The sequence below is a fragment of the Streptomyces sp. NPDC026394 genome (assembly GCF_055567735.1).
Genome location: NZ_JBVHPX010000027.1, coordinates 86,549 through 101,721 on the forward strand (window position 1 = coordinate 86,549; position 15,173 = coordinate 101,721).

Annotated in this window: 13 protein-coding genes and 1 pseudogene; 8 read left to right on the plus strand and 6 right to left on the minus strand. The window is 73.9% G+C overall.

What is annotated here, in order from left to right:
• The first annotated feature begins 60 nt into the window (after positions 1-60).
• Positions 61-1,461, plus strand: a complete 1,401-nt coding sequence (locus ACZ4QV_RS37110) for an FAD-binding oxidoreductase (RefSeq protein ID WP_361156588.1) — start codon at positions 61-63, stop codon at positions 1,459-1,461.
• 47 nt (positions 1,462-1,508) lie between these two features.
• Positions 1,509-2,264, plus strand: a complete 756-nt coding sequence (locus tag ACZ4QV_RS37115; protein WP_361156591.1) for a decaprenylphospho-beta-D-erythro-pentofuranosid-2-ulose 2-reductase — start codon at positions 1,509-1,511, stop codon at positions 2,262-2,264.
• Positions 2,265-2,340: 76 nt separating this feature from the next.
• On the opposite strand, the gene ACZ4QV_RS37120 is transcribed toward ACZ4QV_RS37115, so the two are convergent.
• Together ACZ4QV_RS37120 and trpS are read right to left on the minus strand one after the other, a co-directional pair.
• Positions 2,341-2,922: a 2'-5' RNA ligase family protein gene (locus tag ACZ4QV_RS37120; RefSeq protein WP_361582826.1), complete on the minus strand. Its 582-nt coding sequence runs from the start codon at positions 2,920-2,922 to the stop codon at positions 2,341-2,343.
• Between the two features lie 151 nt (positions 2,923-3,073).
• On the minus strand, positions 3,074-4,084 hold the full coding sequence (gene trpS, locus ACZ4QV_RS37125) for a tryptophan--tRNA ligase (protein ID WP_361156807.1): 1,011 nt from the start codon (positions 4,082-4,084) through the stop codon (positions 3,074-3,076).
• An 811-nt stretch (positions 4,085-4,895) separates the two neighbouring features.
• Here trpS and ACZ4QV_RS37130 point away from each other — a divergent pair.
• Positions 4,896-6,305, plus strand: a complete 1,410-nt coding sequence (locus tag ACZ4QV_RS37130) for a cytochrome P450 family protein (RefSeq protein ID WP_361156597.1) — start codon at positions 4,896-4,898, stop codon at positions 6,303-6,305.
• Here the strand turns inward: ACZ4QV_RS37130 and ACZ4QV_RS37135 are convergent.
• Positions 6,269-7,547: pseudogene (locus ACZ4QV_RS37135) on the minus strand (serine hydroxymethyltransferase). The gene ACZ4QV_RS37130 and the pseudogene ACZ4QV_RS37135 overlap by 37 nt on opposite strands.
• A gap of 275 nt (positions 7,548-7,822) precedes the next feature.
• On the opposite strand from ACZ4QV_RS37135, the gene rocD reads away from it, so the two are divergent.
• On the plus strand, positions 7,823-9,040 hold the full coding sequence (gene rocD, locus ACZ4QV_RS37140) for an ornithine--oxo-acid transaminase (protein ID WP_467764058.1): 1,218 nt from the start codon (positions 7,823-7,825) through the stop codon (positions 9,038-9,040).
• Between the two features lie 68 nt (positions 9,041-9,108).
• Here rocD and ACZ4QV_RS37145 read toward each other — a convergent pair whose 3' ends face one another.
• Both ACZ4QV_RS37145 and ACZ4QV_RS37150 read right to left on the minus strand, forming a co-directional pair.
• On the minus strand, positions 9,109-10,302 hold the full coding sequence (locus tag ACZ4QV_RS37145; protein ID WP_361156606.1) for a glutathionylspermidine synthase family protein: 1,194 nt from the start codon (positions 10,300-10,302) through the stop codon (positions 9,109-9,111).
• 40 nt (positions 10,303-10,342) lie between these two features.
• Positions 10,343-10,759: a hypothetical protein gene (locus tag ACZ4QV_RS37150; RefSeq protein ID WP_361156609.1), complete on the minus strand. Its 417-nt coding sequence runs from the start codon at positions 10,757-10,759 to the stop codon at positions 10,343-10,345.
• Positions 10,760-10,885: 126 nt separating this feature from the next.
• Between ACZ4QV_RS37150 and ACZ4QV_RS37155 the strand changes: the two genes are divergently transcribed.
• Positions 10,886-11,884: a hypothetical protein gene (locus ACZ4QV_RS37155; RefSeq protein WP_467764059.1), complete on the plus strand. Its 999-nt coding sequence runs from the start codon at positions 10,886-10,888 to the stop codon at positions 11,882-11,884.
• On the opposite strand, the gene pdxR is transcribed toward ACZ4QV_RS37155, so the two are convergent.
• On the minus strand, positions 11,858-13,294 hold the full coding sequence (pdxR, locus tag ACZ4QV_RS37160; RefSeq protein WP_361582804.1) for a MocR-like pyridoxine biosynthesis transcription factor PdxR: 1,437 nt from the start codon (positions 13,292-13,294) through the stop codon (positions 11,858-11,860). The two genes, ACZ4QV_RS37155 and pdxR, sit on opposite strands and share 27 nt — an antisense overlap.
• A 47-nt stretch (positions 13,295-13,341) precedes the next feature.
• On the opposite strand from pdxR, the gene ACZ4QV_RS37165 reads away from it, so the two are divergent.
• From ACZ4QV_RS37165 to ACZ4QV_RS37175, 3 genes are read left to right on the plus strand one after another with little or no spacing between them, the layout of a single operon-like run.
• A complete protein-coding gene (locus ACZ4QV_RS37165; protein ID WP_361582801.1) occupies positions 13,342-13,812 on the plus strand; it encodes a carboxymuconolactone decarboxylase family protein in 471 nt (156 codons plus the stop codon).
• Complete coding sequence (locus ACZ4QV_RS37170; RefSeq protein ID WP_361583147.1) at positions 13,812-14,276, plus strand: carboxymuconolactone decarboxylase family protein; 465 nt, start codon at positions 13,812-13,814, stop codon at positions 14,274-14,276. The genes ACZ4QV_RS37165 and ACZ4QV_RS37170 overlap by 1 nt, the downstream gene beginning before the upstream one ends.
• The gene (locus ACZ4QV_RS37175; protein ID WP_361582798.1) at positions 14,273-15,028 is read left to right on the plus strand and encodes an isocitrate lyase/PEP mutase family protein; all 756 of its coding nucleotides are present in this window, start codon (positions 14,273-14,275) and stop codon (positions 15,026-15,028) included. Before ACZ4QV_RS37170 ends, ACZ4QV_RS37175 begins: the two co-directional genes overlap by 4 nt.
• Positions 15,029-15,173: the final 145 nt, after the last annotated feature.

Consider the following 15,173-nt stretch of genomic DNA (forward strand, 5'->3'; position numbering starts at 1 on the left):
TTTTCGTGCGGCCGGGGCGGATACCCGGATCGGTGCGAGTGCCGCATTACGGTCGCTGGCATGTCGTCGCCCGCCGGCCCGCCCGGCTCCCGCACCGCCTCCGATACCGCCACCGCCTCCGTCACCAGCTCCGTCACCGGCTGGGGCCGTACCGCCCCCACCACCGCCCGGCTGGTCCGCCCGGGCTCGTACGACGAGGCCGCGGCGGCGGTGCGGGCGTGCGGGGCGCGCGGCGGCATCGCCCGGGGGCTCGGGCGCGCGTACGGGGACGCGGCGCAGAACGCGGGCGGCGTCGTCTGGGACATGACCGGGCTGGACCGGATCCGGGCCGTCGACACCGAGGCGGGCACGGTGGTGTGCGACGCGGGGGTGAGTCTGCACCGGCTGATGGAGGTGCTGCTGCCGCGGGGCTGGTTCGTGCCGGTGTCGCCGGGCACCCGGTACGTGACGGTCGGCGGCGCGATCGGCGCGGACATCCACGGCAAGAACCACCACGTCGCGGGCTCCTTCACCCGGCACGTACGGTCCTTCGAACTCCTCACGGCGGACGGCGCGGTGCGCACGGTGCGGCCGGGCACCGCCCTTTTCGACGCGACCGCCGGCGGCATGGGTCTGACCGGGGTGATCCTCGCCGCGACGGTCGCCCTGCTGCCCGTACGGACGTCGCTGATGACGGTGGACACCGAACGCGCGGCGGACCTGGACGACCTGCTGGCGCGGCTGTCCGCCACCGATCACCGCTACCGCTACTCCGTCGCCTGGATCGACCTCCTCGCCCGCGGCGCGGCGACCGGCCGCGCGGTGCTGACCCGCGGCGACCACGCCCCGCTGGACGCCCTGCCGGCGCGGGCCCGCCGCGCGCCGCTCGCCTTCCGTCCCGGGCGGCTGCCGCCGGCGCCGCGCGGCCTGCCGGACGGGCTGCTCGGGCGCCGGTCCGTCGGCCTGTTCAACGCGTTCTGGTACGGGAAGGCGCCCCGGTGCCGGACCGGTGAGCTGCGGAAGCTCTCCGCGTTCTTCCATCCGCTGGACGGGGTGCCGCACTGGAACCGTGTGTACGGGCGCGGCGGCTTCGTGCAGTACCAGTTCGTGGTCGGCCTCGGGGCGGAAGGGACGCTGCGGCGCATCGTGGAGCGGATCGCGGCGCGGGGGTGTCCGTCGTTCCTGGCGGTGCTCAAGCGCTTCGGCGCGGGTGGGCCGGGGTGGCTGTCCTTCCCGTCCGAGGGCTGGACGCTGGCTCTGGACATCCCGGCCGGGCTGCCCGGCCTCGGCCCCTTCCTCGACGAGCTGGACGAGGCGGTGGCGGCGGCGGGCGGCCGGGTCTACCTGGCCAAGGACGCCCGGCTGCGGCCCGAGCTGGTGGACGTCATGTACCCCCGGGCCGACGCGTTCCGCGCCCTCCGCGCGCACACCGACCCGCGCGGCGTCTTCACCTCGGACCTCTCGCGGCGCCTCGCGCTGTGACCGGCACCGGCTGTCCTCCGTACGCCCTCCACTCCCAAGGACTCCCCATGAAGGACGCCTTCGGCTCCCCCCAGTCCCTCCTGGTCCTCGGCGGCACCTCCGAGATCGCCCTCGCCACCGCCCGCCGTCTGGTCGCCCGCCGCGCGCGTACGGTCTGGCTGGCGGGCCGTCCGTCCCCCGCCCTGGAGGAGGCGGCCGGGCGGCTGCGTGCGCTGGGCGCCGAGGTCCGTACGGTCGCGTTCGACGCGCTGGACACCGGCGGCCACGAGGAGGCGCTGGGCAAGGTCTTCGCCGAGGGTGACATCGATGTGGTGCTGCTGGCCTTCGGGGTGCTGGGCGACCAGGAGCGGGCGGAGGCCGAGCCGGCCACGGCGGTCCAGGTCGCGCAGACCAACTACACCGGCGCCGTCTCGGCGGCTCTCGTCTGCGCCCGGTCGCTGCGCGTCCAGGGGCACGGTTCGCTGGTCGTGCTGTCCTCGGTGGCGGGCGAGCGGGCGCGGCGCTCGAACTTCGTCTACGGCTCCAGCAAGGCCGGGCTGGACGCGTTCGCGCAGGGGCTGGGGGACGCGCTGTACGGGACGGGGGTGCACGTGATGGTGGTACGGCCCGGTTTCGTCCGGACGCGGATGACGGCGGGCCTGGAGCCCGCACCGCTGGCCACGACGCCGCAGGCGGTCGCCGGGGCGATCGAGGCGGGGCTGCGGCGGCGGAGCGAGGTGGTGTGGGTGCCGGGGACGCTGCGGCCGGTGATGACCGTACTGCGGCATATGCCAAGGGCACTGTTCCGGCGACTGCCGGTATGAAGCCCGGACGCCGGCCGACCGGGTACGGGCCGGGACGCCGGCCAGCCTGTTCAAGCCGGGACGCCGGCCACTCGGCCTAACGCGTGGGCGTAGGCGGCCGCGAAAGATCCGCCTGCCGCGGCACCCCGGAGGCGGGCGCGCCGAACGGGTACTCCCGCTCCAGGCGCCACACGCCGTCCTCCCCCTGCTCGTACAGGGCGAACCCGCCGATCGTCCAGGCGGCCTCGAAGTCCTTCAGCGCCACGAACGCGCGGTCCATGGCCTCTTCGGAGATGCCGTGCGCGACGGTCACGTGCGGGTGGTAGGGGAACTGCAGTTCGCGGGCGCAGGGGCCGGACGCGGCGCGTACCCGTTCCTGGAGCGCGGTGCACTCCGCCTCGCCCTCGGCCAGCTTGACGAAAACCACCGGCGACAGCGGCCGGAAGCTGTCCGTGCCCTCCAGGCGGAGCCGGAAGGGGCCGAAGCCCGCGGCGACCTCGGCGAGGTGCTCCTCGATGGCGGGCAGGTCCTCCGTACGGGTCTCGGTGGGCGGCAGGAGGGTGATGTGGGTGGGGATGCCGTGTGCGTGCGGGTCCCCGAAGCTCGCGCGCCGCTCCTGGAGGAAGCTGCCGTACGGCTCCGGGACCGCGATCGAAACGCCGAGCGTAACGGTCCCCACTGCGTTCTCCCTCCTGAAGCTGTCGTCGGCCCCGGATGCCAGTGTGCCGGGTGGGCCGTCCCCGCGGCGACCGTCCTAGGTCCCGCCGTGCCCGGGCCCGAGGACCCTGTACGGCGGCGGGCCGGGGCGCGTCGGGCCCCGGCCCGGCCGGTCAGTGCTTGGCGGGCAGGAACCCGATCCGCTCGTACGCCGAGGCCAGCGTCTCGGCGGCCACCGCGCGGGCCTTCTCGGCGCCCTTGGCCAGGACCGAGTCCAGCGTCTCGGGGTCGTCGAGATATTCCTGCGTACGGTCCCGGAACGGTGTGACGAAGTCGACCATGATCTCCGCGAGGTCGGTCTTGAGGGCGCCGTACATCTTGCCCTCGTACTTCTTCTCCAGGTCGGCGACGGACTCGCCGGTGAGGGTGGAGTAGATCGTCAGCAGGTTGGAGACGCCCGGCTTCGCCTCGGCGTCGTAGCGGATCACCGTGTCGGTGTCGGTGACCGCGCTCTTGATCTTCTTGGCGGAGGTCTTGGGCTCGTCCAGCAGGCTGATGATGCCCTTGACCGACGACGCCGACTTGCTCATCTTGACCGTCGGGTCCTGGAGGTCGTAGACCTTGCCGGTCTCCTTGAGGATGTACGGCGCCGGGACGGTGAAGGTGTCGCCGTAGCGGCCGTTGAACCGCTCGGCGAGGTCGCGGGTCAGCTCGATGTGCTGGCGCTGGTCCTCGCCCACCGGGACCTGGTGGGCCTGGTAGAGCAGGATGTCGGCGATCTGCAGGATCGGGTACGTGAACAGGCCGACGCTGGTGCGGTCGGCACCCTGCTTGGCCGACTTGTCCTTGAACTGCGTCATCCGGCTGGCCTCACCGAAGCCGGTCAGGCAGTTCATGACCCAGGCGAGCTGGGCGTGCTCGGGGACATGGCTCTGGATGAAGAGGGTGCAGCGCTCCGGGTCGAGACCGGCGGCCAGGAGCTGCGCGGCGGCCAGCCGGGTGTTCGCGCGAAGGGCCACCGGGTCCTGCGGCACGGTGATCGCGTGCAGGTCCACCACCATGTAGAAGGCGTCGTGGGACTCCTGCAGGGCCACCCACTGGCGGACGGCGCCGAGGTAGTTGCCGAGGTGGAAGGAGCCCGCCGTGGGCTGAATCCCGGAGAGTACACGCGGCAAACGCTGCATGGCGGAGCCAGTCCCCTCGGGGCGGTGGTGGGCGACGGGTGGGCAGTCAGAAGCCATGACAGGCATTGTCTCAGGTCCGGGGAGGGGACCGGCGCGCGGCCGGGCAGCGGCGGGGGCACCGGTAGTGACCGGTCGGGCGCACGACGGTGCCGGGCGGGCGCACGGAGATGTCGGGGCGGGCGCACGGAGGTGCCCGGGCGGACGCGGAGGCACCGGGGCGGGCGCACGGAGGTGTCCGGGCGGACGCAGAGGCACCGGAACGGGCGCACGGGGTGTCCGGACGAACGCGAAGGCACCGGGGCAGGCGCACAGAAGTGCCCGGGCGAACGCGGAGGCACCGGAACGGATGCACGGAAGAGTCCGGGCGCCCCCGGAGGCACCAGGGCAGGCGCACGGAGGTGCCGGGGCGGACGCACGGAAGTGTCCGGGCGAACGCAGAGGCACCAGGACGAGCGCACGGAGGCGTCCGGGCGAACGCAGAGGCACCGGAACGGACGCACGGAAGTGTCCGGGCGAACGCGGAGGCACCAGGACGGACGCACGGAGATGTCCGGGGCGGACGCACCGAAGTGTCCGGGCGGCCCCGGAGACACCAGGGCAGACGCACGGAGCTACCCAGGCGGACGCACGGGATGCCCGGCCGGGCCGCGTACAGCCGCCGGGCCCGCCCACCTGTCACCCGCCACCCGCCGGCCACCTGTCCCCCACCACCGGCCACCCGCCACCGCCCGCAGGGAAAGCGCTCCGCCATGCAGCGGCTGCCGCCCGCCGCCCCCTGTTCCCCGCACACCGGAGCTGCAACCGTGGAGCCATGACCGAAGCCGATGCCCCTTCGTCCGGTACGGCATCTTCGTCCGGTACGGCGCCCGGATCAGCCCCGACCACTCCCCCGCCCTCCCCGTCCTCCCCCTTCCCCCTGGACCCCACCGGAGCCGGTCTGCGCGAGGCCGCCCAGGAGTTGCGGGCCCGCGGCCCCGCCGTGCCGGTGGTGCTCCCCGGCGGTGTCCTCGGCCACGCCGTGACCCGCCACCACGCCCTGCGCGACTTCCTCACCCACCCGGAAGTGGCCAAGAACGCCTGCCACTTCGCCGCGCTGCGCGAGGGCCGTATCCCGCCCGGCTGGCAGCTCACCACCTTCGCGACCGTGGACGGGATGACCACGGCCGACGGCGCGGACCACCGGCGGCTGCGGGAGCCGGTGGTCAAGGCGCTCTCGCCCCGGCGGGTGGCGGCGCTGCGGCCGCGGGTGGAGCGGATCACCGCCGAGCTGCTCGACGGTCTGCCCGCCCTGGCCGCCCAGGGCGGCGGGACGGTCGATCTCCGGTACGCGTTCGCCTATCCGCTGCCCATGCGGGTGATCTCGGAACTCATCGGCGTGGACGAGGAGTTCCGGGACCGGCTGCACGAGCTGTCGGGGCTGGTCGTGAACACCACCCTCGACCCGGAGACGGTGCTGGCGGCCAACCGGGAGCTGGCCGCGGTCCTCGCCCAGGTCGTGGCGGCCCGCCGCGCGGCGCCGGGCGACGACCTGACCAGCGCGCTCATCGCGGCATGCGACGCGGATGAGGCCCGGCTGAGCGAACAGGAACTGATCGGCACCCTGCTGCTGACCATCGCCGCGGGGCACCAGACCACCCTCGACCTGATCACCAACGCCGTACGGGCCCTGTGCGCCGACCGCGGGCAACTGGACCTGGTCCGTTCCGGGCGGGCGGACTGGGCGGACGTGGTCGAGGAGACGCTGCGCCACGACAGCCCGGTGGCCAACTTCCCGTTCCGCTATCCGACCAGGGACCTGGACATCGGCGGCACGCTCGTCCCCCGGGGGACGCCGGTGCTCGCCTCGTACGGGGCGGCCGGGCGCGATCCGGAGGTGTACGGGCCGGACGCGGACCGCTTCGACGTGACGCGGCGGCCCGCCGCCCGGCACCTGTCCTTCGGGCACGGGGCGCACGTCTGCCCGGGCGCGCCGCTGGCCCGTCTGGAGGCCGGCATCGCGCTGCGGGCGCTGTTCGACCGGTTCCCCGACCTGGCCCCGGCCGTGCCGGAGGCGGACCTGCGGCCGCTGCCCACCTTCGTGGGCAACAGCGTCACGGAGCTTCCGGTACGGCTGGGCCGGGACGCGGGGCCGCCCGTGCGGCCCGGAAGCGGTCAGGACGAGTCACCCCTGCGGCCCGGGGCCGGTCAGGACGGGTCGGCGACCAGCCCCGGCGCCGGATAGGCCGCCATCAGTTCGGCCACCTCGGCGCGGACCGTGGTGAGCGCGTCCTCGTCGCCCGCCGCCGGCGGCCTCGACGCCCCGGGTGATCCAGTCGGCGACCTGCGGCATGTGCTCGGTGCCCAGGCCGCGCGAGGTCAGCGACGGGGTGCCGATGCGGATGCCGGACGGGTCGAACGGCTTGCGGGTGTCGAACGGGACGGTGTTGTGGTTGACGACGATCCCGGCCCGGTCCAGCGCCTTGGCGGCGATCTTGCCGGGGACCTCCTCGGGGGTGAGGTCCATCAGGATCAGGTGGTTGTCCGTACCGCCGGAGACCAGGTCGAAGCCGCGGGCCAGCAGGTGTTCGGCGAGGGCCTTGGCGTTGGCGACGACGGCGTGCGCGTAGGTGCGGAAGGACGGCTGCGCGGCTTCGTGGAGGGCGACCGCGACGGCGGCGGTGGTGTGGTTGTGCGGGCCGCCCTGGAGGCCGGGGAAGACGGCCTTGTCGAGGGGCTTCGCGTACTGCTCGCGGGACATCAGCATGGCGCCGCGCGGGCCGCGCAGCGTCTTGTGGGTGGTGGTGGAGATGACGTCGGCGTGCGGCACCGGTGAGGGGTGGGCGCCGCCCGCGACCAGTCCGGCGATGTGCGCGATGTCGGCGACCAGGACGGCGTCCACCTCGCGGGCGATCTCGGCGAAGGCGGCGAAGTCGATGGTGCGCGGCACGGCCGTACCGCCGCAGAAGATTAGCTTCGGGCGCTCCTTGCGGGCCAGGTCGCGCACCTCGTCGAAGTCGATACGGGCGGTGTCGGCCCGTACGCCGTACTGGACGCCGCGGAACCACTTGCCGGTGGCCGAGACGCCCCAGCCGTGCGTGAGGTGGCCGCCCATCGGCAGCGCCATGCCCATGACCGTGTCGCCGGGCTCGGCGAAGGCGAGGTAGACGGCGAGGTTGGCGGGCGAGCCGGAGTACGGCTGGACGTTGGCGTGCTCGACGCCGAAGACGGCCTTGGCGCGGTCGGCGGCCAGCCGTTCCACAAGATCGATGTTCTGCTGGCCTTCGTAGTAGCGACGGCCGGCGTATCCCTCGCTGTACTTGTTCTGCAGGACGGTGCCGGTGGCTTCGAGGACGGCGGTGGAGACGTAGTTCTCGGAGGGGATCAGGCGCAGCGTCCCGGCCTGGAGGCGTTCCTCGGCACCGATCAGGGCGGCCAGTTCGGGGTCGGCGGCAGCGAGGGCGGGGTGGGGCAGGGGACGACTCATGAGGTCCTCCGGGGCGATCGGGTGCGGTTCGGCTGGCCGGTCGTACTCCCGGGGTGCCTGGGGGTCCCCCGGACGCAGTCCGGGGGAGGGGCGACACCTCGTGGTGGGCCGTCGCTGAACGGCCGCGCGCCGCTCCCTCGGGGTCGCTCCCCCGTGCGCCGGTCGCGATGCGCGGAGCCAGTCTATCGGGGGCTGTGCGGCGCAACCTTTCTTCGCATACCGTCCGCCCAACGGGATTTTTTCGCCCGGGATCGCCCGCATACCGAACGGAGTCAATGGTGACCCCCACGACGTCCACGGAACGCAGCATCGCCGCCGCCGAAGCCCACAGCGCGCACAACTACCACCCGCTTCCCGTCGTCGTGGCCTCCGCCGAAGGGGCCTGGATGACGGACGTCGAGGGCAAGCGCTATCTGGACATGCTCGCCGGGTACTCGGCGCTCAACTTCGGCCACGGCAACCGGCGGCTGATCGAGGCGGCCAAGGCGCAACTGGACCGGGTGACGCTGACGTCGCGCGCCTTCCACCACGACCGGTTCGCCGAGTTCTGCACGCGGCTGGCCGAGTTCTGCGGCATGGAGACGGTGCTGCCGATGAACACCGGTGCGGAGGCCGTCGAGACGGCGGTCAAGACCGCCCGCAAGTGGGGGTACCGGATCAAGGGCGTCCCGGACGGCCGGGCGAAGATCGTCGTGGCGGACAACAACTTCCACGGGCGGACGACCACGATCGTCTCCTTCTCCACCGACCCGGAGGCGCGCGCCGACTACGGCCCGTACACCCCGGGCTTCGAGATCGTCCCGTACGGCGATCTCCGGGCGCTGGCGGACGCGGTGGACGAGGACACCGTGGCGGTACTGATCGAGCCGATCCAGGGCGAGGCGGGCGTGCTGGTGCCGCCGCCCGGATACCTGCCGGGTGTGCGGGAGTTGACCCGCGAGCGCAATGTGCTGTTCATCGCGGACGAGATCCAGTCCGGGCTGGGCCGTACGGGCGCGGACTTCGCCTGTCGGCACGAGGACGTGGTGCCGGACATGTACGTGCTCGGCAAGGCGCTGGGCGGCGGCATCGTGCCGGTGTCGGCGGTGGTCTCCTCGCGTGAGGTGCTGGGCGTGTTCCGGCCGGGCGAGCACGGTTCGACGTTCGGCGGGAACCCGCTCGCGTGCGCGGTGGCGCTGGAGGTCCTGGCGATGCTGCGGACCGGCGAGTACCAGCAGCGCGCCACGGAACTGGGCGAGCACCTGCACCACGAGCTGGGGCTGCTGGTGGGCGGCGGCGCGGTGGACGCGGTGCGCGGGCGCGGGCTGTGGGCCGGGGTCGACATCAGCCCGGCCCTGGGGACGGGCCGGGAGATCTCGGAGCGGCTGATGGAGCGCGGCGTGCTGGTCAAGGACACCCACGGCAGCACCATCCGGCTGGCGCCCCCGCTGGTCATCACCAAGGAGGACCTGGACTGGGGGCTGGACCAGTTGCGGACGGTGCTGGCCGGGTGACCGGGCGACCGGCTGACCAGGTGACCGGCTGACCGGCTGACCGGGGGGCGCCCCCTACGGGGCGCGCCTCACAGGATCACGTGCGGCAGGAAGCGCGCGTACTCGTCCGTGACCAGCCCCGCCGACTCCCGGATGCCGAGCCCCGCCGACTCGTTCTCGACGACCCACGCGCCGAGCACCACCCGGTTGCCGTCGAAGTCGGGCAGCGGGGCCAACTCCTGGTAGCAGCACGGCTCGTCGCGTACGACGGGGGCCGCGCCCGGCTCGTGGACGGTGACGCCGGCGCCCTCGCGGCCGAGCAGCGGCTTGGCCACGTACCCGGGCGCGTCCGGTCCGCCCGCCAGTTCGCGCGGCCCGTCGAGATAGGCGGGCAGCAGGTTCGGGTGACCCGGGTACAGCTCCCAGAGGACGGCGAGGAGCGCCTTGTTGGAGAGCAGCATCTTCCAGGCGGGCTCGATCCACAGGGTGGTGCCGGTGCCGCCGCCGTTGTCGAGCGTGTCGAGCACGTGCGGCCCGAACTCGTCCGTGGCCAGCCACTCCCACGGGTAGAGCTTGAAGCAGGACCGGATGAAGCGCAGCCGCTGGTCGACGAAGCGGCCCGAGAGGCGGTCCCAGCCGATCTCCTCGACCGGTATCGCCACCGTCTCCAGCCCGGCCTGCCGGGCCGTCTCCTCCAGGTAGGCGACGGTCATCAGGTCCTCGCCCAGTTCGTCGCCGGCGGAGTGCGCGAAGTGCACGGGCGCGCCCGGCGGCAGCAGCCCGGCCTGTTTGCGCCAGGCGTCGACCAGCCGTTCGTGGAGCGAGTTCCACTGGTCGGCGCCGGGGAAACGTTCCTCCATCCAGAACCACTGCGGGCCCGCCGCCTCGACCAGCGAGGTCGGCGTGTCCGCGTTGTACTCCAGCAGCTTCGCGGGTCCGGTGCCGTCGTGGCGCAGGTCGAACCGCCCGTAGAGGGTGGGGAGTTCGGCGCGCCGGTACCAGGACTCGGCGACCAGGTCCGCCAGCCGCCGGTCCTCGATGCCGAGGTCGGCGAAGCGCCGGTGCTCGACGATGTGCGCGGCGGCGGCCAGGCACATGGCGTGCAGTTCCTCGACGGTCTCTTCCAGTGCCTCGATCTCGGGCAGCGAGAAGGAGTAGTACGCGCTCTCGTCCCAGTAGGGGCGCAGCGAGTCGTCCGGGTGGCGGGTCAGCGGATAGATCAGGCCCTGTGCCTCGACGGTCTGCTGCCAGCCGGGGCGCGGCCGGGTGGTGTGCCGCTTCATCCGGGGCTCCCCCCGCGACCTCTGGTCCGTCGCACCACCGTCACCCGCCGCTGGAGCCGGAGCAGCCGAAACCGCCGCGGTTGACGGCGGTGCTGTGGCTGAAGGTTCCGGAGTCGGCGTAGCGGCCGCTGACGTCGGAGCCGTAGTACCACTGGCCGTCGACCTTCTGGCCGCGTCCGGCGGTGCCCTTGTTCTTGCCGGCGCCCCCGCCGGTGTTCTTGCCGGACGACGAGCCCGTGCCGCCCGTACTTCCGGTGCCGCTCGACCCGCTGCCGCTCTTGCAGGACTTGGAGTCGATGACGCGGTAGCCCTTGACCGCGTCGTAGCTGTTCCGGTCGACGCAGCGCTTGTCCGGTTCCGATCCGCAGGAGGTGAGCGCCGCCGCCAGCGCCCCCATGCCGCCCAGGATCACCGTGCTCGACCGCAGCCTGCGCCGGGCTTTCGTGTGCTCTGCCATCCCTTGCCTACCCCCGTACATCCGTGGCAACAGTTTTCAGCCACGCCAGCCTAAAGGCCAGGGTCCGCGCCACCGCAACGGGCCTGCGGGGACCGCCGGGCCTACAGTCGATGTGTGCTGCTTGGGATGATCTGTGCGCTCGGTTCGGCGGTCTGCTTCGGTACGGCGTCGGTCCTTCAGGCGGTGGCGGCCCGCGCCACCGCGCCGGGGACCGGCTCGGGGTCCGGGGTGGACCCCAGACTGCTGCTGCGCGTCCTGGGCCAGTGGCGCTATCTGCTCGGCCTCGCCCTGGACGGCTGCGGCTTCCTCCTCGAACTGGTGGCGCTGCGCTCGCTGCCGATCTACGCGGTGGGCGCGGCCCTCGCCGCCAGTCTCGCGGTGACCGCGGTCGTGGCCGTACCGCTGTTGCGCGTACGGCTCAGCCGGGCGGAGTGGGCGGCCGTGCTGGTGGTCTGCGGCGGGCTCGGCCTGCTCGGGCTGGCGTCGGGCGCGGAGGGGAAGGCCACGGGGTCCACCGCGCTGCGCTTCGGGACGCTGGCCGTCGCGCTGGCGATCCTGGCCTGGGGCGCAGTGGCCGGGCGGCTGCCCGGCCGGGCGCGGGCGGTGGCGCTGGGGCTCGGCGCCGGGTTCGGCTTCGGTGTCGTGGAGGTCGCCGTACGTCTGGTCCCCGACCTGTCGCCCGCGTCCCTCCTGTCGAACCCCGCCACGTACGCCCTGCTCATCGGCGGCGGCGCGGCCTTCCTGCTGCTGACCTCGGCCCTCCAGCGGGGCTCGGTGACGGCGGCCACCGCGGGCATGGTGATCGGCGAGACACTCGGGCCCGCGCTGGTCGGTGTGGTCTGGCTCGGCGACCGCACCCGTGCCGGGCTGGCGCCGCTGGGCATCACGGGGTTCGCACTGGCGGTGCTGGGCGCGCTCGCGCTGGCTCGCTTCGGCGAGGCGCCGGAGGAGGCCGGAGTGGTGGAGGAGGCGAGAGTGGCGGAGGAGGCGGGAGTGGCGGAGGAGCCGGAGGAGCCGGGGGCACCAGAAGAGCCGGGGGCGGCCGGGCCTTCCGGCATGACAGCCGGCGCGACGGCCAAGGAGCCCGCCACCACCGGCCTACGGCGCGGGCGGCAGGACCCGTAGCAACGCCTCCAGCACCCCCGCGAAGGCGTGGTCGGGCGGCCTGCCGTACGTCACGACCAGGCCGTCCCGCGGCGCGGCCCCACCCGCTCCCCCCTGGCCCGCGGAGTGCGCGAACGTACTCAGCCCCTCCAGCGCCAGCCCCTGCCACCGGGCCGCCTGCACGACGGACTGCTCGGTGCCGGGCGGCAGTTCGAGGACGACGTGCAGTCCCGCCGCGATGCCGCTGACGCGGATGTGCGGGGCCTGTTCGGCCAGCGCGGTGACGAGCTGGTCGCGGCGGCGCCGGTAGCGCAGCCGCATGCCGCGTACGTGCCGGTCGTACGCGCCGGAGGCCATGAACTCGGCGAGCGTGAGCTGTTCCAGCGCGCCGGTCTGCCACTCCCCCGTGCTCTTGAGGGCCAGCACCGGATCGACGAGGTGGTCGGGGAGCACCATCCAGGCCAGCCGCAGCGCGGGGGCGAGGCTCTTGCTCGCGGTACCGAGGTAGGCGACGCGGTCCGGGTCGAGCCCCTGCAATGCGCCCACCGGCTGCCGGTCGTACCTGAACTCGCCGTCGTAATCGTCCTCCAGCACCAGCCCGCCGCCCGCGCGCGCCCAGTCGATGACGGCGGCGCGGCGGTCGGGGTGCAGCGGTACACCGGTGGGGAACTGGTGCGCCGGGGTGAGCAGCGCCGCCCGGACGCCGGGCAGGCCGGCCAGCCGTCCGGTGTCCGCGCCGCGCGCGTCGACGGGCAGCGGGGTGGGGCGCAGGCCGGCGCGGGTCAGCACGTCGCGGTGGAAGGGGAGGCCGTACGCCTCGGTGCCGATCCCGCGTACCCCCGAGTCCCGCAGGACGCGGGCGAGCAGGCCGAGGCCCTGCATGAAGCCGGTGCAGACGACGACGTGCTCGGGGTCGGTGCGTACGCCGCGGGCGCGCGCCAGGTAGTCGGCGAGCACGGTGCGCAGTTCCGGGCGGCCGAGGGACGGGCTGTAGCCGAACGCGTCGTTGGGGGCGGTGGTGAGCGCGCGGCGGGCGGCGGCGAGCCAGGCGGCGCGGGGGAAGCCGGAGACGTCCGGGGTGCCGGGCCGCAGGTCGTAGCGCGGGCGGTCGGGCAGCGGGGGCCGGGCGGAGCGCCGGGCGGGCGGTGCGGAGCGGGACGGTTCGGCGCGCCGGGCGACCCGGGTGCCGGAGCCCTGCCGGGCGCTCAGCCAGCCCTCGGCGACCAGCTCGGCGTACGCGTCGGCGACGGTGTTGCGGGCGATGCCGAGGTCGGCGGCGAGCGTACGGGAGGACGGCAGCCGGGTGCCGGGCGTCAGGCGGCCCGTGCGGACGGCCTCGCGCAGGGACCGCATCAGACAGGCGCGCAGCCCGCCGGGACCGGAGAGGTCCAGGTGGAGGTCGCGCCCGAAAGTGGCCCAGGAATCGTCCATACGAATGGACCATACCCGTGCGCCAATGGCGGCATAGTGTCGCTGGCATGACGACGAATCCCCAGCACGGGCACCATCAGCCCCGCATCGCCATCGCGCGCAACGCGCCCGAGGTGTACAAGGCGATGGTCGCCCTCGACGCGGCCGCCAAGAAGGGCCTGGACCCGGCGCTGGTCCATCTGGTGAAGATCCGCGCCTCGCAGGTCAACCACTGCGCCTTCTGCATCGACATGCACATCAAGGAGGCCCGCAAGGAGGGCGAGACCGAGGAGCGCGTGTACCTCCTCAACGCCTGGGAGGAGGCCGGCGCCCACTACACCCCGAAGGAGCAGGCCGCCCTCGCCCTGACCGAGGCCGTCACCGTCCTGACCGACGGCTTCGTGCCGGACGCGGTCTACGAGCGGGCCGCCGCCCACTTCGACGAGCCCGAGCTCGCCCACCTGATCGCCCTGATCACCACCATCAACGCGTGGAACCGCTTCGGCGTGACCACCCGCATGACTCCCGGACAGGCATGATGACGACCACCACCGGCTCCGCCCGCCTCGACTTCTACAAGCGCGCCCCGGGCATCTACCAGCCCCTGCTGAACGCGCACATCGCCGCGAAGAAGGGCCTGGGCGACGACGTCCTGGCCGAGCTGGTCCTGATCCGCGCCTCGCAGATCAACCACTGCGCCTTCTGCCTCGACATGCATGTCAAGGACGCGCAGAAGGCCGGGGTCTCCGAGGAGCGCATCCACCTCCTCAACGCCTGGGAGGAGGCCGGCGCCCACTACTCCGCCAAGGAGCAGGCCGCCCTCGCCCTGACCGAGGCCGTCACCGTCCTGACCGACGGCTTCGTGCCGGACGCGGTCTACGAGCGGGCCGCCGCCCACTTCGACGAGCCCGAGCTCGCCCACCTGATCGCCCTGATCACCACCATCAACATGTGGAACCGCATCAACGTCGCGGTCCGCCAGCCCATCAGCGGCGCGGCGTGACCGCTGCCGCCCTGCGCGCCCTGCACCACGGCCGGGCGGCGGACGACCCGCTCGTCCTGCCCGGCCCGTGGGACGCGGAGAGCGCGCGGATCTTCGCGGCGGCCGGTTTCCCGGCCCTGGCGACGCCGAGCGCGGGCATCGCGGCGTCGCTGGGGTACGAGGACGGCAGTACGCCGCCGGACGAGATGTTCGCGGCGGTGGCCCGGATCGTACGGGCCGTGGACGTACCGGTGACGGCGGACCTGGAGGCCGGGTACGGGCTGCCCGCGAAGGAGCTGGTGGAACGTATCGCCGCGACCGGCGCGGTGGGCTGCAACATCGAGGACAGCGACCAGGGGACCGGGCAGCTCACCGACGTGGAGCGGCAGGCGGACCGGCTGGCGGAGATCCGCGCTGCGGCCGGCGACGAGCTGGTGATCAACGCCCGTACCGATGTGTTCCTGCGCGCCGGGGACGGCTCGGGTGGTGCCGGGGGCGGCCTGGCCGCCCAGGTCGAGGAGGCGGTACGCCGCGGGCTGCGGTACGCCGCGGCGGGCGCCGACTGCGTGTATCCGATCCTCGCGCCGCCGCAGGTGCTGCGGGAGCTGGCGGACCGGATCGGGCTGCCGGTCAACGCCATCGCCGTACCGGGCGGCGCGGCCCCGCGCGAACTCGGCACGCTGGGCGCGTCCCGGATCACCTTCGGCGGCGGGTTGCACCGGCGGGCGATGGAAGGGGTACGGGCGGTGGCGGAGGCGCTCCGTACCGGCTGAGCTGCCGTGGGGGGGGGGGGGGGGGGGCCCCCCCCCCCCCCCCCCCCGCCCCGGGGGGGGGGGGGGGGGGGGGGGGGGGGGGGGGGGGTGGTTTAGGGCCCCCCCCCGCCCACCGAGGCCGCGGGCCCCGCCCGGGGGTGTGCGC